Raw genomic sequence first — 24530 nt, forward strand, 5'->3', positions numbered from 1 at the left:
CCACAAAGTAAGCTATCTCATTTTCAGTTCAAAGTGACGTTCTCTCAGTGAACAGCTCATTTTATTGTTTCCTATGCTTTTATTGATTGCCAAAAATAATGGATGGATGGACTTGTTCCTTTAAACTATATCCACATAATTCTTTGTTGAAAGTAAAGTGATCTTGTTCTACGTTGGCAATGATTTCCTCCTCTGAAAATCCATGGAAATCGTAATCATTGATATAACTACGCAACAAGACCAATTTTGCATCAATCAAAAGTACTCTTTGGATATCTGTCCAAAAAGTTGTTTCTCGATTCTTTAAAATTTTTTTCAGTTCTGCTTCTTGTTCTAACCAATAAGAATAAACAACTGGCATATCCTCTCGAATATCAGCTGGCGATAGACCTTCACGCATTTTTCTTAAGTATTCATTAACTGATGGATATAGCAATTTCATTCCCCCTAAGTATATTATTGAACCAATTTTCCCCAATAGAGATGACTGTCGTTCTGCGATGTTCGTTGATTTCTCGGGGAAATCTTATTTTGCTTTCGCTTGAAATTCCCCATATAAAGTAGTTTTTATGATAAGAACATAAAGCATATATTTTGCATCAATAAAGAAAAAGAATACGATCAATTTTTAGATGCATTCCATGCAATTTTCAACTTCACCATTTTTTTTATGCTTCCTTTCTTATACTAAGCATATCAAAACTACTCTCATATTTATAATCAACTTTTGCATCCATCTAGGAAAAAAGTGAAAACAAGCCTTTATAATCTTTTATTTTTGACTTTGTTTTATTATTTTCATCATCAAGAAAAATAAATTTCACCTTATTCATGCAATAACTGAGAATATTTTATTGCGTTATTTTCTTTCCTATTATACGATTAACTAAATAATGTTGGTTATTTGAAAGCACATACGAAGGGAAAAGTGAGAATAATGAAAAAAAGTGTTGTTTTAAGTTTGTTGGGGTTTACACTTCTTTTTGCAGGATGTACACAAAAAAAAGAAAACTCGGCGGGAGAAAGTTCGCAAAGTGCAAGCACTTCAAGTATCGCCATGACATCTTCCACAGAAATGAATCAAGAATCAACGGCCTCATCTAGCGGATCTGCTTTACCGAGTTCTGAACAAACCATCACAGGGGTCAGTGGTACAAACTACAAGATTGCGTTACCTAGCAATTGGCAAGAAGTACCAGATTTCACTTCATTGAATCCTGACAATGATTTTATGTTGTCAGATGCATTAGAAACGAAGTACTTAGCTGCTGTTGTTGAATCAAAGCAAGATTTCGCCGATTTAGAAACTTATCTCGGGTTGGTTCAAGAAAATTTGGCAACGAGCTTTGATACGACTGCCACCTTTTTACCAATTCCTGACACCAAAGCCTATTTCGTTGATTTCCCAGCAACCGTTGAAGGACTAAATATCCACTATATTTATTATGTCCTTGAAACAGAAAATAATTATGTGCAGTTATATGGTTGGACATTGGAAAGTTTGTATGACTCCTCAAAAGAGGAACTGACAGCGATCATGAATAGTTTCAAAGAAGAATAAGTAAAAAACATCTGTAAACCACTTTTGCGTCCAATCGCAAAAATGATTACAGATGTTTTTCTTTTTTATCTACTTACTACTAGTCGCTGCCCTACCACAATCAATGAACCAGAAAGATTGTTCCACTGCATCAACTGATTCACTGTTACACCGTACCGTTGCGAGATTCCCCACAAGGTATCTCCCGAACGCACCGTATGAGTGGTGCTACTTGAAGAGGTGCTATTCTCTCGAACATAGGCGGCACTTACCCACCCACGACCTTCAATTCGATACCAGATATTGTTGCCGTTGACACTCGTCCCAGTCTTTTGGGCAACGGCTCGAAAAGAAGCGTTGCTTGATAACGAACCGACAATGTTGGCACTAGTAGAAGCGTCTGAACGGATGTTTAAGGTCGCCGTTGTTCGAAACTCTTTATTGATGCTTTGCTCGGTATTGTTACTTCCTGAGCTTACTTCGCTGACATAGGCGGCACTTACCCACCCACGGCCTTGGATCCGATACCAGACATTGTTGCCATTCACACTGGTTCCGGTCTTTTGAGCGACAGCTCGAAAGGTCGTATTATTCGCCAACGAGCCGACAACTGAGGCGCTAGTTGATGCATCTGAACGGATATTTAAAGCCGCCGCTGTTCGAAATTCTTTATTGATACTTTGTTCGGTATTGTTGTTATTCCCATTATTGTTATTACCATTCCCACCCGTATTTGATGAGATCTCTGTCACATGAGCGGCACTTACCCATCCACGACCTTGAATCCGATACCAGGTCGTATTACCGTTGACACTGGTGCCGCTTTTTTGGGCAACTGCTTGGAACGTCGCATTGGTAGCCAGTGAACCAACGATCGAGGCACTGGTGGAAGCGTCTGAACGGATATTTAGCGCTGCATTTGTCCTGAATTGCTTATTGATGGCTTGTTCAGAATTGTTATTATTGTTGTTATTATTCGAACCGCCACCGCTTGAGGTATCGTATTGGGTCAAATTGTAGGTTTCGATCAAGTTATTCAGCTTACTTGCATAAGACGTGTCGGTTGCATAACGTCCTTGTAGCCACTGTGTCGCATCACGATAAGAACTGGTATTAGACTTCCATGCCCCATGGTAGAAGAAAACACCTGGCGAAAATGAGGTGGTTTTCAAAACGTGGGCATTGTCTTGAAAGGATTCTTTTAGCGAGGGATATTTACGAAACTTAGCAATAATCGGATAAAGATTGCCATTCCCGTCATCTTCCATCGTTTGCATCTCTACAAATTGTCCATTGTAAGATCCCTTGATGCCAAACATATTATTCGCAAGAGTGGTCAGTGTGGACTGGCCCCAACCGGACTCTAAGATTGCTTGGGCAATCATGACCGAAGCATACAGATCATTTGCTCCCGCCACTTCTTGTGCCATCGGCCCTACTTGCTGAATAAAGGCTTGTTGATTGGTAGAACGTGCCATTGGATTGTTGTAGTTCGGCATCACCTTCGTTTCAATGGCAATCCGCTCTTCTTCTGAAAGAACCGGGATGTCGCTCCCTATTTCTGTCTCTTCTTGTTCGGAAGCCGTGTCATCTGCCGGTACCCTTTCAGGTACGTCTTCGCTTTCTGGCACTCCCACAACGTCAACGTTTGAGGAATCGGAATTGTCTTGTGTTCCTGATTCATCATTCGTTGCGTTGTCTTCTACAACGATCACTGAATCTTGTGTTGAGGTATCTTGCGATGAGTCAGCTGTTTCAACGACCCGAACGCCATTTTGCGCTTCTGTTGACTCAAGCGTATCAGCTAAGACACTCACTGGCAAAATATTCACCGTGCTAACAAGTGCAGCCGTTGTGGCTGCACTTTTGCGGTAAAACACTCCTCTTTTTTGTTTCATCGCTCGTCTGCGAATCAATTTTCTTTCTTCCATTTGTCTCTCCTTAAAACCACATCCAGTTAAACCTTACATTCTCACTGCAAAACTAGGTGTAAAGTAAGCAGTGCTACCAACAGAAACGTTTTGTCCTGGTCGTGGTGCGTGAATATATTGGCCACCGCCTAATGCAATGGCTACGTGATACGTACTTCCTGATGAACCCCAGAATAAAAGATCTCCTGGTTGCGCTTGGCTGACTGGAATCACTGTACCGGCTGTTTCTTGTGGTACCGTCCAACCGCCAATATCTCTACCTGTTACTTGTAAAAAGACATAGCGAGTAAATCCAGAACAGTCAAAGCTGTCAGGTCCTTTGGCACCCCAAACATATGGTTTTCCGATATGTCTATAGGCTTCGGCAACGATCGCGGCACCATTTGTTGAAGCTGGTGCGGAAGGCGCTGTCGGTGGAGTCACGATTGGTGTCGGCGCAGGCGCTGGTGTCACTGGCGTCGGTGCAGGAGTTACAGGTGCACTATCCGCTGGCGTCTCCGGTGCTGCAGGTGTTGTTGGTGTTTCTGGTTCTTGAATTTCTGGTGCATCTACTGGTGTTTCCTCTGGAGCATCTGGTGTTTCAACCGACTCAGATCCTTGCGTTTCCTCTGGTTGTGTTTCTACTGGCGCTTCTGGCTCTTCCACTGGTTCCTGACTTTCTGCTCCTATTTCAGGTTCCGTTGAATCCGCCTGAGCAGCTGCTTCATTCAAGGCTGCTTCTTCCGCAGCCGCTTGTTCTGCTTGCTGTTGCGCCGCTTGTTCCGCTTGGGCTTGTAAAGCAGCAACGCGAGCTGCTTCTTCACGAATTCTTGCTTGCTCCGCTTCATAAGCTTCTTTTTCCGCACGCAGCTGTTCTTTTTCTTCTTCTTTTGTTGCTTCTTCGTAGGCTAGGTTACTGACTAGCACATTCAATTCTGCTTGAGTGGCTTCGAAGACACCTTTTTGCGCTTCTAGATGACTCTGTGCTGCTTGCAATTCTGCAACTTTTTCTTGTGATTCTGCGCGCTTTTCTTCAACGGCTTTTTGGTCAGCTTTTTGCTGTTCAATCACTTCATTGTTTGCTCGGATGATCGTCGTCATGGCATGCACCCGACCGACTAGGTCACTGACAGACTCCGCTTCTAACACCGCTGTTAAAAAATGATCGCCTTTGCCATTGATTTGTGTTTCTCTGGCTTGTTTTTCAATGTTTTCTGAGCGTTTGGCGATTCGCTCTTCTAATTGACTGATTTCTTGGTCTAATCCTTCTATCTCTTGCAGCAAATCACCTTGCTGCGCTAAAATGGTCGCTGTTTCTTGATTCAGTGAATCAATTTCCTCAGACAATCCGTCAATTTCCCCTTGTACGCTCTGGCGCTGCTGTCTCAACTGATCAATCTCGTTATTTTTTTGTTCAATCAATTGGTCATGATTCGTTGCAAAAACGGTCATAGGGCCGCCGAATGATGACAAGACAATGCCACACATACATACTGTTGCAAAGATTTTCTTCTTCATCTGATCCTCCAAATTCAATTTAAAAACTTTTTTTTCATTTATTTGACCATTTTCATTTTAACATAGTTCATCTACAAACCCAATCCGTAAGCGATTTACATTTTAGTTACACAAATATCAAATGTTTTTTTATTGATTGTTCCCCAGTAAAAAAAGTCATTAAAGTTGAATCAATCCCTATCTATCAACTCTTCAAGAAAACTTCATAGAAAATCTTCTTTTTCTTAAGAAAAAATAAATCATGTTTTAGATTTCACTTTTATTACATTAATTTTTTGCAAAATATGCTTGATTTACAAAATCTTATTCATAAGAAAAAGCTCTTTCCTAGTGTTTTCTAGAAAAGAGCGCGTTTTTTGTCTGTGCTAGTTGCGATATGGCAGTAATTGCCGCATCACGGCGATTTGGTCGTCAATAGTCTGTTCAGTGATATGACCAGTCAGAGCCAAAATCCCTAATCCTTCAATCACGAACATATAGTTTTCGGCAATCACTGCCAAGTTTTCATCTTTTAATACACCTTGCTGAACGCCGACTTGAAAGATCTCATGGATCGTCCGTTTCGTCTCAGAAAGTTGTGCTTGCTGCAGTGAACTGGAGGCTTCAGTTTTATGCGTATAGTAATACTCGTAGACGGCTCGCAGCATACCGTCAGAAATGCTGTGGAGTAGACGTTTGCGATGGTCGGAAAAATATTTGTTTAAAATCGTTTCAAAGGGCACTTGCTCCATAATCATCTCTCGTACATCATCAAATTTTCGTTTGGAACGCTGCTCTAACACTGCCAAAAAAATCTCATCCACCGAACGAAAGTACAAATAAATGCCACCGCGACTAATGCCGCACTCTTCGATAATGTCCTTCATGGTCGCATCGATCAAGCCTTTCTTACTAAAGACGACTTTGGCACTTTCAAGAATCAAATCACGCTTTTGTTGTTTTTTCTTTTCAGCTGTAGTCAATTCGCTCTGCTGCTTCTTCGCCATTTTTTTGGCTCCTTTCATCACATTATGAATGACACGAGTGTCATTTTGTTGTATAATCAACCTAACTTAAAAATGACACGAGTGTCATTATAAAAAAAGGAGTTTTTACAATGAATACAAAAAGCAAAACCTATCGCCTTGTCATTCGTGCCATTTTGACAGCTATTATTATTTTACAGACGATGGTACCTTTCCTTGGATTTATTCCGATCGGTATCACTAGTTTAACGATCATCCATATCACGGTGATCGTCGCTGCCATCGTTTTAGGGACAAAAGACGGGATGTTCATTGGCTTAGTCTGGGGTATTTTTACCATGATTCGCGCCTTTACCTCTCCAACAACGCCCTTAGACATTGCCGTTTTCACCAATCCAATCATCTCGGTGATTCCCCGTGTGTTGGTTGGCTTAGTGGCTGGTCTCTTATTTACGATCATTTACAAGAAGACAAAAAAAGTCGTCGCTGCGTCGATTGTTGCAGCAATCTTTGGGACCATCACCAATACGGTTCTGGTCTTAACCTTAATGGGAACCTTGTATACTAGCTTAGTTGCTAATACCTATGGTGTCGATGCTTCGGCTTTGTTCGTGACCCTCGGCGGAATCGCTGTAACAAATGGAATCTCTGAGGTGATCACAGCTGCGGTCTTAACCCCAATTCTAGTAAAAGCCTTATTTGCGGCAACCAGTTTACGTCCAGAAAATCGTTAGTCCCTTCTCTTATCCTATCATTTTTTTCACGTTCTGAGTACTCTTTGCCCAAACATTAAAAGAACCCCGAACATAGAAAGCTTCTATTCTATAGAATAGCTTTCTATGTTCGGGGTTTCTTGTATTATTGGTTAAAAAAAGGTGGACAGCAAGGCAAGGATCGCTAGACCGCCTTGGGTCAAAATAATTTTCTTGTCGCTAGTCAGACTGCCATATGCAGCCACTAAGATAATGTAGATCAACAGCAAACGACTGATTTCCAAAGGCGCTGAAGCAAAGGTGATGCTATACAGTAACCCCAAACCAATCAGCCCATTGTAAACCCCCTGATTTTTGAACAAGGTCACCACGATCGGTCGCTCAAGTTCTGTCTTCGTCACGTTGAAGACTCGCGCTGTTGCTTTGGAAGTAGTGGCAAATGTTTCTAAATAGAGAATATAGAAAAACTCTAAGGCAACCAGTACAATCAAAACCGTCGATAAAATCGTCATCTTTATTCTCCTTGATGAGCGACAACGATCTCGCTCGGTTTGGCTGCAAAGTCAGGCATTTGTTGGAATAATTGTTGCAGCAGCGGGTTTTGATTGTGGGCGGTGATCGCTTCTTGATTCGCCCATTTTTCGACCATGACAAACCGATTGTTCTCTTCCAATGATTCATAGAGATGATAGCCGTGGCAGCCATCCTCAGTTCTCGCCGATGCTAATAATGGGGTAACAGCGGCTAAAAAATCTGCTCGCTTTTCTTCTTTGATGTAAAACGTTGCATTGATGATTTCCATCGTTTTTCCTCCTCTTATAGGAATGTCGTAATTTGTTCTGCGTCCAACCGAACGGATTCATAGCCTAATTCTTTGGCTTTTCCGACTGAAAGGATCATGACAGGAACATAACGCTCTTTGTCTAAGCCAAAAGCTTCTGCTAATTGATCCGCTTCAAAGCCACCGATTGGGTTGGTTTCATAGCCATGCGCCCGCGCAACTAACATAAATTGCATCGCTGCTAAACTAGCGTCGATCTTCACCACATCATTCATTTGTTCTTTTGTAAGATTTTCGTAATGAGGAATGATCGCTGCTAATTGTTGGTCACGAACCTCCGCTGGCATTTTGCCTTCTGCTACTGCTTTGTTATAAATTTCTTCTCCTAGTTCATGACAAAGCATATCGCCAAAAATCAAGACCATTGCAGAAGAGGTATCATTTTGACGGACGTTGAAACGAATCAATGGTTTCAATTTTGCTTTTTGCTCATCGCTTTCCACAACGACAAAGCGCCAAGGCTGCATATTGACTGAGGAAGGTGCTGTCGTTGACTCTTGGATCATGGTCAACATTTCTTCATGGGGGATTTTGTAGGTTTCATCATAGACACGGACCGATTTTCGGCCAAAAGTAATCTCTGAAAAATTGTTGTTGCTGTATTCTGTCATGGGTTTGCCTTCTTTCATGGAACTAATTTCATAAGTAATGTTAGAAGCTGGGCTTCTTCTTCTTCGGTCAAATTGATGCCTAACGACTCCTCAGAGCTGGCATGCTTTGAAGCACAACTAGCCAAATCGGCTTGTGCTTTCGGTGTCAAAGAAACAAAAATCTCGCGGTTATTGTCTTTGTTTCGTTCCCGAGTCACCAATTGTTTTTCTTCGAGAATCTTCAAATGCCGCGTGACCGCTGCACTATCGATTTTCAATTCATTCTGTACTTGATTTTGGGTACAGCGTCCTTGCTCATTCAAAAACTGCAGCAACTGATAACGGGTCAGACTAAAGCCGGTCTCTTTTTCAAAGATCGCCGTTAATTCTTGGTTCACGATTTTCATCCGATAGAGCAATCCGCTTAGCTCACGTAAATTCATTGCATCAACCGCTCCTTTCATCATTGACTAGTCAACTGTTGACTAGTCAAGTATAAGTCATTTTCTTTTGCTTGTAAAGAGTAAGCATAAAAAAGACCCGCAGTTAGGCGAACTTCATCAAGGATCGAATCAGAAATCCTTTGATGAAGGTGCACCATTAGGCTGCGGGTCTTCGTTACTCCAGTATTGAGTCAATACTGGAGAATTTATTTTATTTTAATTGGAAGAGTTTCTTCAAGCCCATGACGATCAATGTGGAGATCGCTGCAGCAGCGAAGATGATCCCCCACGTGCCGGCTTGAATTGGCATCGTGTCTAATAGCTCATTCATAAACGGTACATAGACCGCTGAAAGCTGCAAGCCGACGGAAAGGAGCAATGCCCCCATCAACGGTTTGTTTTTCAAGAGGGTTTTATCTAAACCAAAGCCGCTGCTCTTACGAACGTTGAAAATATGCATCAATTGCGCCACTGCCATAAAGGTAAAGGTCGCTGTTTGTGCATAAAGCAACTCGTGATCCGTCAACATCAAGAAGTTAAAGAAGCCAAACGCCACCAAACCAATTACAACACCACTTAAAATGATACGTCCTAAGAAACGCTTGTTGACGAGTCCATCAGCTTTCGACCGTGGCTGACGTTTCATGATGTCGTCTTCTGCTGGTTCAAAGGCTAACGCCATGGCTGGAGCAATATCGATAACTAGATTCAAGAAAAGGATATGCAGCGGTTGAATTGGCATTGGCATCAAAAAGATGACACTTAAAAAGATCGTCACGATCTCAACCATATTACATGAGAACAGGAAGGAGACGTATTTTTTGATATTGTCAAAAATGATGCGTCCTTCTTTGATGGCATCGACGATCGTTCCAAAACGGTCATCGGTCAAAATCATATCGGAAGATTCTTTGGCTACTTCTGTGCCGCGGATCCCCATGGCGATCCCGATGTCAGCGCCGTTGAGTGCCGGCGCATCGTTAACGCCATCGCCAGTCATTGAAACGATATCGCCTTCTTCACGCAAGGCTTCCACAAGCTGTAATTTATTTTTTGGTGAGACTCGCGCAAAGACAGCGACTTCTTCGATTTTTTCGTTAAAGCCTTCCTGTCCTGCCAATTCATCGATCTCACGACCCGTCATAGTTTTTTCATGGTCTTTTAAGCCAATTTCTTTGGCAATCATGGAGGCTGTCTTCGGATGGTCCCCAGTGATCATTTTCACTCGGATCCCCGCTTCTTGGGCGACCTTCACTGCTTCTTTGACATCTGTTCGTGGCGGATCGACGATGCCCGCAAAGCCTTGGATCTTGATTTGCTGCAGTGCTGCTTTCAGCTCTGCTTCGTCCGTACCACCTTGATAATCCTTGATACAACCGACAGCGATCACCCGCTGCCCATGACTGGCTAACGTGTCATTGTATACATGGAGCTGTTCCTTTTCTTTGGCATCAGCATCGGCTAAATCAATCAAGACATCTGGTGCCCCTTTGATAATCAATGTCCGTTGCTCTCCTTCATACACGGTCACCATATATTTGTTGTCGGAATCAAAAGGCATTTCTGCAATTTTCTTCAGACCGTTATCCTGCTCTTTTTGCCGATCGATGCCGATTTTTTGACCTAAAACGACGAACGCCCCATCCGTTGGATCACCGAGAATCTCGTATTGCCCTTCGTTTTCACGTAAAGTGGCGGTGGTACATAAAGCACCGTTTTCGATCATCCCTTGCAGCGCATCATGATTGGTTGCATCGATCTCGGTTTCATCCTCCGAGTCTGCCTTGTAGAATTTTCCATTCGGTTCGTAACCATTTCCGGACACTTTGAACATTTCTCCTGAACCTAAAATGATCTCGGCGACCGTCATTTGGTTTTCTGTCAGCGTCCCCGTTTTGTCACTGGCAATGATACTGGTGGCGCCAAGAGTCTCGACGGCTGATAACGATTTGACAAGGGCTTTGTGCTCGGCCATCGTTCGCATCCCACGAGACAATGTGATCGTCGAAACGGCTGGCATGGCTTCAGGAATGGCTGCGACCGCTAAAATAATCGAAATATGGATCATTTCGACAAATGGCTGATTCGTCAGTATCCCAGCGATCAGAACTGCCACTGCCGCAAAGAGCGCTGCAATAATGATTGCTTTTCCAAGCTTATCCAATTCGATATCTAATGGTGTTTGACGTTTTTTGTCACCGGTCAGCATATCACTGATTTTTCCAACTTCGGTCTTCATACCAGTTTCTGTCACTACGGCATAAGCATTTCCCCGAGTTGCCGCAGTTCCTGCGAAAACGACATTGCGACGATCGCCTAATGGAACATCTTCTTCGTAGGTTTCTCGAGCATCTTTTTCCACAGCTTCTGACTCACCGGTCAACGCTGATTCGATGCAGGCAAAGTTGCTCGTTTCAAGTAAGCGGGCATCTGCGGCAATAGCATCCCCTTCTTCCAAAACGAGAATATCGCCTGGTACGATTTTTGCCGACTCAATCTCCATTACTTCTCCATCACGAATCACTTTTGCGGTAGTGTAAATCATGCTTTGAAGTGAATCAATTGATTTTTGTGCTCGTAATTCTGTAATGAAGCCTGTCATTACAGCAATCACCACGGCAATCAATACTGCAATTCCTTCAACCGTTTCCCCCATCGCAAAAGAGAGTAACGCAGCTGCTAGCAAGAGATAAACAATCAAGTTGTTCAAGTTATGCCACAGCAATTCCCATACAGAAAGGGACTCTTGTTGCTGGATCGTGTTTTCTCCGTATTTTTCTAAGCGTTTGTCGGCTTCTTTCCCGCTTAGGCCTTGCTTGCGGTCACTTTCAAAATGTTTCAAGGTCTCTTCAGTCTTTTGCTGGTAAAATTTTTCCATCAAATTCCTCCTTTTAATTGTAAACTTCTTGCCGAGGGTTTCCACGTTTCTGAAGGGATAAATCGGTACAGATACCTTGCACAGTCATTTTTTGATTTGAATCGGTTCAGGCGATCGCTGAATGAAGGGAAGATAACCAATAAGAAAAGCAAGCGCAGGTTGACTGGCTGAGGGAAAAGGTATGTGTGTTGAGCATCGATCATTTTGCGAGGAATGAAGCAGCTGCTTTTAGTAGTCGCAAGTGATCTTTCTATGTACGTACTTTGTGAAAAAACCATCCGGCCTACTTCTAACCTATCATGGATGAAGATGTTCGCAAAGGATTTTGCTTCACAAGTGGTGAAAAAAACAGACGTGACCAAATGGGTAACACAACTATTGCTGTAGATTTTTGGTCATTTCAGCAATGCAAAAAGGCACTTGTTACGGCATTTTCTTGAGAAACTGAGCGTTAGTTATGTTGTGATTTACATTGTTACAACTATGCCAAAAAAATAACTCAAAAAATGAGCGCTCACTATCCTTACTTAATTTTAACAAAAAACAACAAACTTTTAAACAAAATTCTTTCTTTTTGCTATAAAAACGAAAAACAAGACTCCCCTTTGCTTGACGGTCTAGATTCTGGTTGTCCTCAAAGCTTTAAGCAAAAATAGATCATCGAACTGCGGCAGCCATCCACGAGGTCGGCAATACTAAAAAACATTCCTCGAAATGGTGAGAAATCAGCAACCGGCAAAATGCTTTTCAGTCTACTAGTTTAAGAAGCAACTTCTTCGCTTTCGATATAACAATAGACCCTTAGTTCAGGCAAAGCCTGTTTGATCTGCTGTTCAATAGTATCGATAAACGAACTTGGTTCTTCATCCGGCGCTAGTTTCAAGCTAAGGTCGGCGACGATCAAAAGTTCTTCTGGACTTAGATGAAGGGTTCGCAAATCTTTGATTTGAATGATTGCAGGATCGGCTAAAATTTGTTTGATCGCCATTAAATCCGAAGTGGATGCCCCTTCGCCAATCAAGAGGCTATAAAATTCTTTGGCTAAGAAGACAGCGGCAGCAATCAACAACAGTCCACCTAAAATGCCTCCGAGGGAATCAAATATCGGATTGTTCGTCAAAGCGGTCAATAAGATTCCTGCGATGGCGATCGTTACACTCCCTAAGGCAAACAGATTTTCCGTAAAGCCTAAAAGTAAATCAGAATCCCGGCTTTCTTTCAAAAAACGGACGAGGGGTTGTTTTTGTTTGTTTTGTTCTTTGACTTCTTGCCAGCCTTCTTGAACCGCAGTCACTTCAATAAACAAACTGACGAATAAGATTGCTGCTACTAGCTGAATCTGCTCCACCTCATGGGTTGGATCCAGCAAATCACGGCTAGCTTCGACAACGGCTAAGATGCCTCCGCCTAAAAAAACCGTCATGGCAACCACGGTACTAAAAAAATAGGTCGCTCGTCCTTCACCAAACTGATGCAGCTCACTGCGCCCTCGCTGTGCTCGGTTTTCACCGATGGCAAGAAGCCCTTGATTGATGCAATCGATCATACTGTGGATACTTTCGTTCATCAAGACTGCACTGCCGCTAAGGAAATATCCGATGGCTTTCATGATCAACCCTAAGACATGGGTCAACAAGACGATTCTTCGGGCTTTTTGTTCTTGTTGTTTTTCCATCATGGTTCCTCCTCCGATGTCGGACTAGCTGCAACAAGCTGTTTCTTTTCTCAAGCATAGCACTGCGCTTCTTAGATGAAAACGAAAGTGACTTGAGAGACTGCCCCTGTTTTCAATCGATTGTTAGACGGACTGAGGGTATTAAAAAAGTCAGGATTGCTCCTGACTTTTTGTTCTTGTTTAGTAGCCGGTTCCGTCATCAACGACTTCCGAGCCGTATCCGTCACCAGTTCCTGCACCTGTTTCGGTTCCAGTTTCGTTTCCAACACCGGTTTGTGTTTCTGTATTGGCATCTACTTGTGAATCTGCTGGTGCTTGACCTAAGGCTTTCAGCATATCGTTACGAATTTCGTTGTAAGAATAATCTTGAATATATACGATCGATTGTCCATCATAAGATTCCCCATCGTACCATTCAAAGGTATGTTTTTGAATATCGAACCCAGACAACATATTACCAGCTAAAGATACTAAGTCTTCAAACTTGAAGTTTGTATTGACGTCTTCACTGACTGAGTCTAGAATTTCTTGGTACTTGGTAACATTATTGATTTTCAAAGCTTGATGGATCGCTGCTTCAATGACTTCTTGCTGACGGTTCCCTCGGTCCACATCGGTGTCCATTTTCCGGATGCGGGCAAAAATCAAGGCTTGCTCACCGTTCAACAATTGACGACCTTCTGGAATCAATGTTTCCCCGGTGTTATCTGAAGTATATTTCTTATTGATATCATAAGGTACATCAACAGTAATTCCGCCAATCGCATCAATGATTTTCTCAAAACTCGTAAAGTTGATGTTTACGTAATAATCAATTGGCAATTGCAGGTAGTTTTGGACTGTTTCAATCGTTGCGTCTTCTTCGCCAATTGTGAATGCACTATTGATCTTGGCTGTAGTAGCAATTGTCCCAGTTCCTGTTCCATCATAAATGTTGGTCCAAATGTCTCTTGGGAGACTGACCATATCGATTTTCTTATTTTCGCCATCGTACACCATGTAAATCAAACTGTCGGTACGAGCACTGTCCAAATGTTCTGTCTTTTCACGTTCCGCGTCATTATCAACACCCATTAACAAGATCCCAAACTTTGAATTCACGTCAGAAGCTTTCAATGAGTTGTCCTCTTTGCTCTTATTGGAACTGATCACAGCGGATTCTTTAAACATTTTATCCACTGAATTCTTTGCTGCATAATACGTATAGCCGGCAAATAATACGATGCCTGCAATGGCGAAAAGAAAGATTCCTCCAATAATCACGCGCTTATTGCGTGCTTTGTGGGCTCTTTGCTGTTTATATCTCGTCTTTCTATCCATAGTGCCTCCTTCATTTCTCCTGAATTGCTCTCCCCGATTGTACCAGAATTTTTACGATCCGCCTATTTTTTTAAGAAGTTTTATTCTTTTTCTGTGAAGTCCTTTAAACATTCCTAAAAAATAATTCTGACAATGAAAGAAAGTTGGATAAATAGTCAACTTCTATGGATATTTTATTAAAAAACGAGTTTTTCTCATTCGCCTTTTTTGGACGGATCAACTTCTTTCTCGACAGTAAGCTGAATAATTACACCAAAAGGATCCCGAACACTAGCATAAAAAAACGCAAATGGATTGTCACTAGGTGCTTGGATCATCTGACTGCCATTTTCCATTAGTCGTTGATAAAGCTTCTGGGCTATTTTGGTGTCGTCTATCGTCAAACTCAAGGATAAGTGATTCCCTAGCTGAATCGCCTCTCCTTCAACTAATGGATTGTCTGCCAGCTGCAACTGGAAATCTCCGATCTGTAGGATGGAGTGAGAAAGATACTGTTCTTGTCCCGCAAGAATCTCCAGTGTTGGATCAAGTCTCTCACGATACTCCTGGTTGGTGATGGTAAATAAGAGGGTTGCGTCTAGTGTTTCTTGATAAAACTGAATGGCTTCTTGGGCTTTGCCGTCTAACGTTAAAAACAAAGCGATTTTTGGTTCGATCATTTGTTGGTTCCTCCTTTTCTTGTTACCATAAGTGTAACTGTGAATCTTGCCAAAACTTGGCACCATTGGAGAAAGAAATGAAAAAATCAGAACGCTTAGCCCAAGAACTATTGTATTTACAAGGAAAAGCCACTTTTCATCTAGCCGATTTAATGGAAACCTTCGCGATCTCAAAACGCACAGCCGTCCGCGATGTCCAGTCGTTGGAAGAGCTGGGTTTGCCTCTCGTAGTAGAAGTCGGTCGATATGGCGGCTATCAGATTTTGAAAAATCAACTGACCCCGTTGTACTTTGACAAAAATGAACGGTATACCCTTTTCTTTGCTTTACAGCTCTTGCAAAAATTATCCGATTCTCCTTTTGATCGAAGTTATCAAGGATTACGGCGAAAACTGTTGCAGTCTTTTTACCAAGGAGACACCGAGTGGCTAGAAAAAATGGAGACGGCGGTTTCGTTTCAAGGAGTTCCTCAATTGACGAGTGCACCGATCCTCTCAACGCTTTTTTCAGCGATCGTACAAGAACAGGTCATCCACTTTAGCTATCAGCGGTATCAAAAAACGAGCAAGACTGTTCAGCCTTATCAGCTAGATTTTCGTGCTGGTTACTGGTACTGTTTGGCCTACGACTATCAAAAACAGGCCTTTCGTCGCTATCGCTGCGATGCAATGCAGGAACTTGCTCCGGCTGAAAAAACAGGCTATACCTTGCAACAGTTAGCTGAAAAACAGGTGCAGCAACAAGTGTTGACACAAACACTGGGCTATCACATCCGCTTTGATTTATCGGCAAAGGAACGCTTGTGGCAAGAAAAATATCCTGATATGGCAGTGGTGGAACGTCCTAGTGAGCTTTGCTTAGAAGGACACATTGCCGACAATGAGCTTGATTTTTTAGCTGACTTTCTCTTGCAATTTGGGCCAACCATCAAAGAAATCGAACCGTTAGTCCTCAAACAGGCGTATACTGAAAAAGTTCGGCGGATGCTGCAGCCATTTACAACTGACTGACCTCTTTCCTAGGTTGGTTTTGATTGCTTGCCTGCGCCGAAACTGATTCTAACTGATAAGGAGTTTTCTACCCATGTTTCTTTTAAATAAAAAAACCTTCCAAGCGTTGGCAGCCCCCTATTTGACGGAAGGAGCTGTGATCGGCTATGCAAAATGGCAGTCCTTCAATGCCATCACCAGCCGTAGCCTGCTCGTCTTAGATGATCAGCAATTGACGATTTTGGCGTTGAATCTTTTCTCGACAAAAGTCCTTCAGCAAAAAATCGTGCCTCTTGCTGAGTTAACAAAAGAGCACAAAGATTCGGTGGTGGGCATGCTCGTCCCGATTCGCTTTACTTATAAAGGGGAAACCTACCGTTTTCAAATGCAGCGAGTGATCTTGCCCTTGGGAGATTGGCAAAAAACCTTTCTTGCCCGCTGGCAGTCGTGGTAAATGAGCAGCAACTGGCAAGTTCTATTTTTATAAGAAAGAACTTTCATGAAATTTACATGCTTTTACAAGAATATTGTTGTATTTTTCTGATAATGTTTTCGGCTATTTCGTTCTATGGTAAGATGTCCCTAAAGAAATGGAGGCTGTCTATGGTATGTATGGAAAGTGAACGGTTAACGATCCGCCCGTTCCAAGAAAGTGATTTTGCCGATACCTTTGCTATTTATCGTCAAGCGGAAGTCTGCCGTTTCTTACTTCATGAGCCTTGGCAGACAGAAACGGCAGCGGCGGCTTTTGCCAAAAAATGCCAACAGCACGCCTTGACGGACCAAGCAGGTCTTTCTTTGGCGGTACTACACGATCAAACGGTCATCGGCGATTTGTCGGTATGGTCTACTGGTCAGCCGTCTTCTGTTGAAATCGGCTATGCTTTCCATCCGTCATTTGGCGGACAAGGGTTTGCTCAAGAAGCATTGAACGAGTTGTTGGACTGGTTGTTTGCCAGTCAGAAGATCCATCGGGTCCAAGCGACGCTAGATGCCCGTAATCAGGCCTCAGCCAAGCTTTGCCAACGTATTGGATTGCGCCAAGAAGCACATTTTATCCAAGACTGGTGGAACAAGGGGGAATGGACCGATAGTTTGGTTTTTGCCTGTTTAGCCAGTGAATATCCTGCTCATCCGAAATAATTTAGGAGGTTTTTTATGATAAGCTTGTTACGCTACGCCAAGGATTATCGCAAACAGATTATTCTTGGTCCGTTTTTCAAATTTTTAGAAGCGGTGTTTGAATTGGTTCTGCCTTTACAGATGGCCGCTTTAGTCGATGAGGGCCTACGGCAAAACAATTGGTCGAAGGTCGTTGAAATGACGATCTGGATGATCGTGATGTCCGTGGTAGGCATGATCTGTGCCGTCATCTGTCAGTATTATGCTTCCGTCGCTTCTCAAGGATTCGGGACAGAATTACGCAATCGCTTGATGAAAAAAATCAACACCCTTTCCCATAGCGAACTGAACTTATTCGGTACGGATACGTTGATTACTCGAATGACCAACGACATCAATCAGATGCAGATTGCTTTGGCGATGCTGATTCGGCTGGTGGTCCGGGCGCCCTTCTTAAGTATCGGTTCCGTGATTATGGCCTTTGTCATTGATTGGCAAGCTGGCTTGATTTTCCTACTCGTCTTACCGCTCTTTTGTATTGTCTTATTCTGGATCATCGCCAAAACCGTGCCATTATATAAGAAAGTTCAAGTCCATTTAGATGAGTTGAATGAGTTAGTGAGTCAAAATTTAAGCGGGATTCGGGTGATTCGAGCCTTTGCCCGCACAAAAACGGAAACAAAACGCTTTGATAAAGCAACTGATGATTTAAGTGATGTCTATTTACGGGTGACAAATCTGTCCGCTTTATTGACGCCTGCCACTACCTTAATCATGAATGTCGGCATTATCGCGTTGTTTTATATCGGTGGATTCAAAGTCAATATTGGCAATTTGCAGCAAGGACAAGTGCTGGCACTGGTCAATTACATGAATCAAATGCTCTTAGCGTTGATCGTAGTTTCCAACTTAGTGATCATCTTTACCCGTGCCGCAGCATCAGGTTCACGGATCAACGAAGTGTTAGCCACTGAGCCGTCGATCGGCGATGAACTTTCAGAAGTCTTTATGGATCAGCCGAAAAACAACGTTGGAGCGATTCGCTTTGAACATGTGGATTTCCGCTTTTCAAAAGAATATGGGTTAGCCTTGAAAAACATTGATTTCCAAGTCGCACCAGGGTCTATTTTAGGTATCACTGGACCAACCGGTAGTGGGAAATCTGCCTTGACCCAATTGATTCCCCGCTTCTATGATGTAGCAGATGGCAAAGTGATCGTTGACGGGCACGATGTGCGGAAATGGCCTTTACAGCAATTACGCCAAAAAATCGCCATGGTGCCTCAAACCGCCGTGCTGTTTACGGGAACGATTCGAGAAAACTTGCAATGGGGCAAAAAAGATGCCACCGATGAAGAGTGCTGGCGCGCTTTAGAGATCGCTCAAAGCCGTGACTTCGTTGAAGCCTTGCCGCAGCAACTGGATACCCCGATTTTTGAAGGTGGCAAGAACTTTTCTGGGGGACAAAAACAACGGTTAACAATTGCCCGAGCATTGATCGCTAAACCAGATATCTTGATTTTGGATGATTCTCTAAGCGCCCTTGACTATCAAACCGATCTTGATTTGCGGATGGCTTTAAAAGAAAGCATTCGTGGTACGGTCATCATTATCTCTCAACGGGTTCGCTCCATTCAAGATGCGCAGCAGATCTTAGTCTTAGACCAAGGGAATTTGGTAGGCAAAGGTACCCATGAAGAGCTGTTGGCATCTTCAAAAGAATACCAAGAAATCGTGGCATCACAGGCAGAGGAGGAAGAAGCATGAAAAAGAAATCATTCGATTGGTCGGCCTTTCGTCGCTACCTCCCTTATTTGACTGCCTACGCGAAGGAAACTTGGGCAGCAGTTGTCCTCGGGATCGCTGCTGGTGTCTCCTCGGTTTATATGACGTATCAGATCGGTCAAGCCGTCGATCAGCTGATAGGCGCCGATCAAGTGCAATTCAGCTCCCTCTATCGTATTTTGCTTTTGTTTGCCGGAGTGGTTTTAGTGACTGTGGTCAGTCAATGGTTGATCCAGCGACTAGGCAACCGCGTGGCGTATTTATCCGTCGCCGACTTACGAAAGAAAGGTTTTGCCCATCTCAATACATTGCCGTTGCGCTATTATGACCAAAACTCCCACGGCAACATCGTCAGTCGTTTTACCAACGACATGGATAATATTTCCATTGCCGTCGCTGCAGTCTTTAACCAGTTGTTCTCTGGTATTTCGGTCGTCTTGATCGCCTTAGTTGTCATGTTGCAAATGAGTGTGCCCTTAACGTTGGTCGTATTGGTTTCGACCCCGATCATCTTTCTGGTCAACTGGATCGTGGCACGAACGTCTCAATCGCATTTTGCTCGCCAACAAGAAATCGTCGGCGAAATTTCTGGCTTTGTTACGGAAATGATCGGCAATCAAAAAATCGTCAAAGCCTTTGATCGAGAAACCATCAACCAAAACCGTTTTGAAACAATCAACCAAGAATTGAATGTCCGGGGGCAAAAAGCACAGTTTTCTTCTTCTTTGACCAATCCCCTTTCACGATTCGTCGATCACTTGGCGTATCTGTCAGTCGGCTTTGTCGGCGGTCTGCTTTACTTTTCTGGTTCAGGTGCCGTCACGGTTGGGGTAATCTCCAGCTTTACGATCTACTCCAGTCAGTTTTCGAAACCATTCATTGAATTGTCGGGAATTACCACCCAGATCCAAACGGCATTGGCTGGACTTTCAAGAACCTTTGAGTTATTGGATCAAGAGCCAGAAACAGCCGATGACCAAGAATCTCAATCACTGGGTGAGACCAAAGGCGAGATTGCCTTTGAGGAGGTTTCTTTTGCTTATGATCCTGGTCAAAAATTGATCGAAGATTTCACTTTTACTGCAAAACCTGGAGAAACCGTCGCAATCGTCGGAAAAACCGGTGCCGGTAAATCGACGTTGGTCAATTTATTGATGCGTTTCTATGATGTCGATAAAGGCGCGATCAAGATCGATGGCACCGATATTCGTCAGTTGAAAAGAGAAGAATTACGGCAAAGCTTCGGAATGGTCTTGCAGGATACGTGGCTCTTTGATGCCTCTTTACGGGAAAACCTGCAATACGGCAATGACACTGCCACAGATGAAGAAATTTACGATGCCTTAAAGCATGCCTATATGTATGAGTATGTGATGCGCTTACCAGAAACACTAGATACACCGATCGGTCATCAAGGGGTCAAGATCTCTGACGGGCAACGGCAGCTATTGACGATCGCCCGCACGATGATCAGCAACCCACCAATGCTGATTTTGGATGAAGCAACCAGTTCGGTTGATACTCTGACTGAGAAAAAAATCCAAGATGCTTTCTTGAAAATGATGGAAGGCAAAACCAGCTTTGTGATCGCCCATCGGTTATCAACGATTCGAGCAGCAGACAAGATCCTTGTAATGGATGCCGGTCAAATCGTGGAGCAAGGAACCCATGAAGAATTACTGGCAGAACAAGGCTATTACTATCGCTTGTACCATGCTCAATTCCAACATTGATCAGCCATACAACAACCCCCACCAGCTCAAAGAGAGACTCTTGAGTTGGCAGGGGTTGTTTTGGTTGATTTATTGATTCCAAACATCGGCATATTCTGGTTTGCGTTCAAATTCTTTTTTGGCAAAGGGACACAAAGGAATGATTTTCTTTTGTTCTTTGCGGGCTTTTTCCACCCCTTTTGCCACTAATCTTTCTGCCAATCCTTGCCCCCGATAGGCAGGATCGACAAAGGTATGATCAATGATCATACGCGTTTCACCCGCTTCCGACCAGGTCATTTCACCGATTTCTTTGTCACCGTCTTTTAACACAAATCGAGCATTTTCTTCTAAGATTTCCATGATTGTTCCTCCTTTAACACATACTTTAATGCACCGCTTGGACAGGTATGGATCACTTGGGCCGCTTGGGCTGCTTCCCCATTATCAGGAATCACCCAGGGACGCCGTCCAACTTCAAAAATGGCGGGATTGCCCCGCACACAATTACCGCTGTGGGTGCAGATCTCTTTGTTGTAATAAATATCGATCGCTTCGCCACGATACTTCCGATATCCTGCAGCGATCCACCCTTCTTCTGTTTCATTTGCTAGTGGCTGTTCGTCCATGTTGAACACCCTCCTCTTACTGATTGTCAGAAGCAAACTGCCTGCCTCCTCCTTCATCATACGACTTCTCGAGAAAAAAATAAATCATTTGTTCTAAAATAGCCTCTCAGTTGCCGATCATTAATTAAAAGCTTGCGTTAACACAATAAAGCGCCCCGTCAAAACTTGCTACTTTGACAGGACGCTTTTTTTATTCATGAGGTGCTTTTGCAACAAAATGAAACCGCTGCGTGGCATAATCCCCGGCTAAATGAGGATCGATATACAACCCGAGTTGCATCAATTCATCGCCACCGAAGCTCTCTCCCCCACTTTGATAGGTGAGGTCAGGATCAAGACCAGCCAGCTTTAAAGTAACCAATGGTGCAGAGGCTTCGGCTAAGACTCGGAAGTAAAAGACGATCGCTTCTTTTTTATCTGGAGAAACATACAGCCAGGCGGCGTCATTGCCTTCATAAGGGCTGAGTAGTCGAACAAAGCGGCCCAACTGCAGCAGGCGCCGATGTTTTTTATAAAAAGTGATTTGTTCTTTGATCTGTGCTTTTTCTTCTGCTGTCAGTTGTGTCAAATCAAGCTCATAGCCCAGCAAGCCGGACATCGCAGCATTGCCGCGAATCGCTAGATCCGTTGCCCGTTGGGTCTGATGGTTCGGGATCGCCGAGACATGCGCACCCATGGTGGATGGCGGATAGACCAGACTGGTTCCGTATTGGATCTTCAGGCGGGCGATGGCGTCGGTGTTGTCGCTGGTCCAAATCTGCGGCATATAATACAAGAAGCCAGCATCAAAGCGCCCGCCGCCACCAGAACAGCCTTCAAACAGGATCGTTGGATAGGCAGTGGTCAGTTTTTCCAGAAATTCATACAAGCCCAGCAGATAGCGATGTGCAACCTCCCCTTGTTGGGCAGGATCGAGGAGCAAGGAATAGACATCCGACAGACTGCGGTTCATGTCCCATTTGATATAGTCGATGGCAACCGTATCAAACAGTTGGGTTAACTGCTGATAGAGATGGTCTCTGACATCTTGTCGAGAAAAGTCCAACACATACTGACTGCGGCTTAGCGCCGGCTTGCGATTTGGTACTTGTAACAGCCAATCAGGGTGTTGTCGGTTCAGTTCACTGTCGCCCGAAACCATTTCTGGTTCCAGCCAAAGCCCGAATTGCAGCCCTTTGTCATGGACTTTTTGGGCAAATCCTGCCAAGCCAGAAGCTAGCTTGCCTTCGTTTTCAAACCAATCGCCTAATGAGGTTTGGTCATCTTCTCGCTGACCAAACCAGCCGTCATCCAAAACAAACAGTTCGATTCCCAGCTCCTTGGCTTCATCAACGAGGGCATCCAGCTTTTCTTCATTGAAATCAAAGTACGTTGCTTCCCAGTTATTGATTAGGATCGGCCGTTCTTGCTTTTTGTATTTGCCCCGAATCAAATGCTCATCATAAAAGTCATGATAGGTGGCTGACAGCTGGTTCAAGCCAGCCTCACTATAAGCAATCACGGCTTCTGGGGCTTGAAAGCTTTCAATTGGCGGCAATTGCCAGGCAAATTGATGGCTGTTGATCCCCATGATTACACGAGTCTGGTGGTAGGGATCTTTTTCGATGATGGTTTCATGGTTGCCACTGTACAGCAAGCTAAAACCAAAACACTCCCCAGTAAACTCCGTAGCATTAGGTTCCAGCAAGACGGCAAAAGGATTTTGCTGATGGCTGCTGGACCCCCGCTTGCTGTCCAAACGCTTGATGCCGCGATTGATTGGTTCTCGGGTGACTTGGCGTTCCTTCGCCCACGCCCCCGGCAAGTGGATCAAATCAAAGGGACGGTTAGGAAAATCCAGCGCTTGACTCGCCAGCTGTTCGATGGTAACAGGCTGGATTCCGTGATTGATTATTTTACTTGAGCGGACGATCACTGCCGCCTCCTCAAAAATCGTGTAAAACAATTGCAGTTCGAGTCCCGCCACATCATCTTTTAAGGACAGAATCAGTGTTTCGATCCCGTCGTCGACCCCATGGGTCTGAGGCAATCCTGCTAAGGCTGGTTTACCTTGTTGAATCTGGTAATCACTAAAGACAAAATGGCTGACTCGGCTGCCGTCAGACTGACGAATCTTATAGGCAGCTTCTCGAAAGTCCCCGAAGCCATTACCAGGAAACTCCAGCATCAAGGTGTCTAATGAAAAAAGCCGATCGCTGCTGTCTGGGGGATTAGGTGAAAAAGACCGATCAAGACGTGGATAACGATAGCCGCCAGAATAATGAGCGATTTTTTTTCCAAAATAAAGGTGTGCCACATTGCCCCCTTCTTCTATTTGTATGAGATAGCTGATTTGATCGTTGCTTAAATGAAAGACGTTTAATTGTTTGTCAAAAAGAATCATATCGTACCCTCTACTTTGTATTTGTTTACCGATGTCCCGCTTATTTCACGGAACCCAGCATCCCTTGGACGAATTGTTTTTGTAAAACGAAGAAAATGATGGCCGTTGGCAGTGTGGCGATCACAATGCCGCACATCATCATGCCATAATCAGGTGTATAAGAAGCACCCATTGCTGAAAGAACCAGTGGAACGGTCCGTTTGTCTGGTGATTGCAGGGCAACTAATGGCCACAAATAATTGTTCCAGCTGCCCATAAACGTAATGATCGCGGCAGCTGCGTAGGTATTTTTAGCCGTCGGCATGTAGACTCTAAAGAAAATACTCAGTTCATTCAAGCCATCGATCCGAGCAGCTTCGACTAATTCTCTAGGGAATGCCTTGATGTTTTGGCGGAAAAAGAAAATCAAAAAGGCGGTACAGACCGAGGGCAAAATCACGACAGCGAAGGTATTGATCCCGATTGGTGTGCCGCTAAGCTTGCTGAACATCCGATAGAGCGGGATCATTAGCGCGGCAAAAGGCACCATCATCGACAGCAATAGAATATTGAAGATACGGTCTTTGGTTTTCGTTCGATAGATCTCAAAGCCATACCCTGCCATGGAGGAGAACAACAGCGCAAAGACGGTCGTAATCACGGCAATCACTGCGGAATTGCCTAATGCCCGAGTAAAATTCAAATCGGAAGAAAAGAGATTTTGGAAGTTGATGACCAACTGATCGCCAATCATGATTTTTCCGGCAACGATATCAAAGGTTTGATTGGTCATCCCTAGGATCATCCAAACAAATGGAAAAATAGAGATGAAAGCCAAAATCGCCAGAAAGACGTATTTTAAAGTGAGTGAGATTGTTT

The 24530-nt window shown here is 43.7% G+C and carries 22 protein-coding genes and 1 pseudogene; 7 read left to right on the forward strand and 16 right to left on the reverse strand.

The features are described 5' to 3' along the window. Nucleotides 1-79: 79 nt before the first annotated feature. Nucleotides 80-442, reverse strand: a complete 363-nt coding sequence (locus tag IGI84_RS10295) for a DUF7006 family protein (protein ID WP_259280153.1) — start codon at nt 440-442, stop codon at nt 80-82. Nucleotides 443-937: 495 nt separating this feature from the next. On the opposite strand from IGI84_RS10295, the gene IGI84_RS10300 reads away from it, so the two are divergent. Beyond that, nucleotides 938-1561 carry a hypothetical protein gene (locus IGI84_RS10300; protein WP_220426798.1) on the forward strand — a complete coding sequence of 208 codons (624 nt, stop codon included), beginning with the start codon at nt 938-940 and terminating at the stop codon, nt 1559-1561. Nucleotides 1562-1626: 65 nt separating this feature from the next. Here IGI84_RS10300 and IGI84_RS10305 read toward each other — a convergent pair whose 3' ends face one another. The 3 genes from IGI84_RS10305 to IGI84_RS10315 all read right to left on the reverse strand — a co-directional run bounded on the left by IGI84_RS10305 (nt 1627) and on the right by IGI84_RS10315 (nt 5954). Beyond that, nucleotides 1627-3471: a glucosaminidase domain-containing protein gene (locus IGI84_RS10305; protein ID WP_220426799.1), complete on the reverse strand. Its 1845-nt coding sequence runs from the start codon at nt 3469-3471 to the stop codon at nt 1627-1629. Nucleotides 3472-3504: 33 nt separating this feature from the next. Then, the gene (locus IGI84_RS10310; protein ID WP_220426800.1) at nt 3505-4968 is read right to left on the reverse strand and encodes an NlpC/P60 family protein; all 1464 of its coding nucleotides are present in this window, start codon (nt 4966-4968) and stop codon (nt 3505-3507) included. 365 nt (nt 4969-5333) lie between these two features. Next, nucleotides 5334-5954 carry a TetR/AcrR family transcriptional regulator gene (locus IGI84_RS10315; protein WP_081118135.1) on the reverse strand — a complete coding sequence of 207 codons (621 nt, stop codon included), beginning with the start codon at nt 5952-5954 and terminating at the stop codon, nt 5334-5336. A gap of 110 nt (nt 5955-6064) precedes the next feature. Here IGI84_RS10315 and IGI84_RS10320 point away from each other — a divergent pair, with 110 nt between their 5' ends. After that, a complete protein-coding gene (locus IGI84_RS10320; RefSeq protein ID WP_081117009.1) occupies nt 6065-6667 on the forward strand; it encodes an ECF transporter S component in 603 nt (200 codons plus the stop codon). A gap of 131 nt (nt 6668-6798) precedes the next feature. Here IGI84_RS10320 and IGI84_RS10325 read toward each other — a convergent pair whose 3' ends face one another. The 8 genes from IGI84_RS10325 to IGI84_RS10360 all read right to left on the reverse strand — a co-directional run bounded on the left by IGI84_RS10325 (nt 6799) and on the right by IGI84_RS10360 (nt 15052). Further along, nucleotides 6799-7158, reverse strand: a complete 360-nt coding sequence (locus IGI84_RS10325) for a DUF1304 domain-containing protein (protein WP_118214855.1) — start codon at nt 7156-7158, stop codon at nt 6799-6801. A gap of 2 nt (nt 7159-7160) precedes the next feature. Continuing rightward, entirely contained in the window at nt 7161-7448 is a 288-nt protein-coding gene (locus IGI84_RS10330) for a putative quinol monooxygenase (RefSeq protein ID WP_081117011.1), read from the reverse strand. A gap of 14 nt (nt 7449-7462) precedes the next feature. Then, nucleotides 7463-8098, reverse strand: coding sequence for a nitroreductase family protein (locus tag IGI84_RS10335; RefSeq protein ID WP_008378805.1), 636 nt, complete (start codon nt 8096-8098; stop codon nt 7463-7465). 14 nt (nt 8099-8112) lie between these two features. Further along, nucleotides 8113-8520, reverse strand: a complete 408-nt coding sequence (locus IGI84_RS10340; protein ID WP_140965033.1) for a MarR family winged helix-turn-helix transcriptional regulator — start codon at nt 8518-8520, stop codon at nt 8113-8115. Between the two features lie 211 nt (nt 8521-8731). Continuing rightward, the gene (locus IGI84_RS10345) at nt 8732-11398 is read right to left on the reverse strand and encodes a cation-translocating P-type ATPase (protein ID WP_220426801.1); all 2667 of its coding nucleotides are present in this window, start codon (nt 11396-11398) and stop codon (nt 8732-8734) included. A gap of 760 nt (nt 11399-12158) precedes the next feature. Further along, nucleotides 12159-13076 carry a cation diffusion facilitator family transporter gene (locus tag IGI84_RS10350; RefSeq protein ID WP_096741399.1) on the reverse strand — a complete coding sequence of 306 codons (918 nt, stop codon included), beginning with the start codon at nt 13074-13076 and terminating at the stop codon, nt 12159-12161. A 177-nt stretch (nt 13077-13253) separates the two neighbouring features. Continuing rightward, nucleotides 13254-14393: an LCP family protein gene (locus IGI84_RS10355; RefSeq protein WP_081117015.1), complete on the reverse strand. Its 1140-nt coding sequence runs from the start codon at nt 14391-14393 to the stop codon at nt 13254-13256. Between the two features lie 194 nt (nt 14394-14587). Next, entirely contained in the window at nt 14588-15052 is a 465-nt protein-coding gene (locus IGI84_RS10360; protein ID WP_325907040.1) for a VOC family protein, read from the reverse strand. 77 nt (nt 15053-15129) lie between these two features. Between IGI84_RS10360 and IGI84_RS10365 the strand changes: the two genes are divergently transcribed. From IGI84_RS10365 to IGI84_RS10385, 5 genes are all read left to right on the forward strand, one after another. Next, nucleotides 15130-16062, forward strand: coding sequence for a helix-turn-helix transcriptional regulator (locus IGI84_RS10365; protein ID WP_220426803.1), 933 nt, complete (start codon nt 15130-15132; stop codon nt 16060-16062). A gap of 73 nt (nt 16063-16135) precedes the next feature. Next, nucleotides 16136-16495, forward strand: a complete 360-nt coding sequence (locus IGI84_RS10370) for a hypothetical protein (protein ID WP_081118145.1) — start codon at nt 16136-16138, stop codon at nt 16493-16495. A 149-nt stretch (nt 16496-16644) separates the two neighbouring features. Then, on the forward strand, nt 16645-17184 hold the full coding sequence (locus IGI84_RS10375) for a GNAT family N-acetyltransferase (RefSeq protein ID WP_081118146.1): 540 nt from the start codon (nt 16645-16647) through the stop codon (nt 17182-17184). A 15-nt stretch (nt 17185-17199) separates the two neighbouring features. Then, nucleotides 17200-18930: an ABC transporter ATP-binding protein gene (locus tag IGI84_RS10380; RefSeq protein ID WP_077452695.1), complete on the forward strand. Its 1731-nt coding sequence runs from the start codon at nt 17200-17202 to the stop codon at nt 18928-18930. After that, nucleotides 18927-20681 (forward strand): ABC transporter ATP-binding protein, encoded by a 1755-nt coding sequence (locus IGI84_RS10385; protein WP_325907038.1) that lies wholly within the window; start codon nt 18927-18929, stop codon nt 20679-20681. Before IGI84_RS10380 ends, IGI84_RS10385 begins: the two co-directional genes overlap by 4 nt. A 69-nt stretch (nt 20682-20750) precedes the next feature. Here IGI84_RS10385 and IGI84_RS10390 read toward each other — a convergent pair whose 3' ends face one another. The 4 genes and pseudogenes from IGI84_RS10390 to IGI84_RS10405 form a co-directional block, all read right to left on the reverse strand. Continuing rightward, complete coding sequence (locus IGI84_RS10390) at nt 20751-21023, reverse strand: GNAT family N-acetyltransferase (protein ID WP_220426805.1); 273 nt, start codon at nt 21021-21023, stop codon at nt 20751-20753. Next, complete coding sequence (locus IGI84_RS10395; protein ID WP_170920111.1) at nt 21011-21289, reverse strand: (4Fe-4S)-binding protein; 279 nt, start codon at nt 21287-21289, stop codon at nt 21011-21013. Before IGI84_RS10395 ends, IGI84_RS10390 begins: the two co-directional genes overlap by 13 nt. A gap of 190 nt (nt 21290-21479) precedes the next feature. Then, nucleotides 21480-23672 carry an alpha-galactosidase gene (locus tag IGI84_RS10400; RefSeq protein WP_081118150.1) on the reverse strand — a complete coding sequence of 731 codons (2193 nt, stop codon included), beginning with the start codon at nt 23670-23672 and terminating at the stop codon, nt 21480-21482. A 40-nt stretch (nt 23673-23712) separates the two neighbouring features. Then, nucleotides 23713-24528, reverse strand: a pseudogene (locus IGI84_RS10405) (carbohydrate ABC transporter permease); the annotation flags it as partial. Between the last annotated feature and the right edge of the window lie 2 nt (nt 24529-24530).

The sequence above is a fragment of the Enterococcus sp. DIV0008 genome, assembly GCF_050542615.1.
GTDB classification, from domain to species: Bacteria; Bacillota; Bacilli; order Lactobacillales; family Enterococcaceae; genus Enterococcus_D; species Enterococcus_D innesii.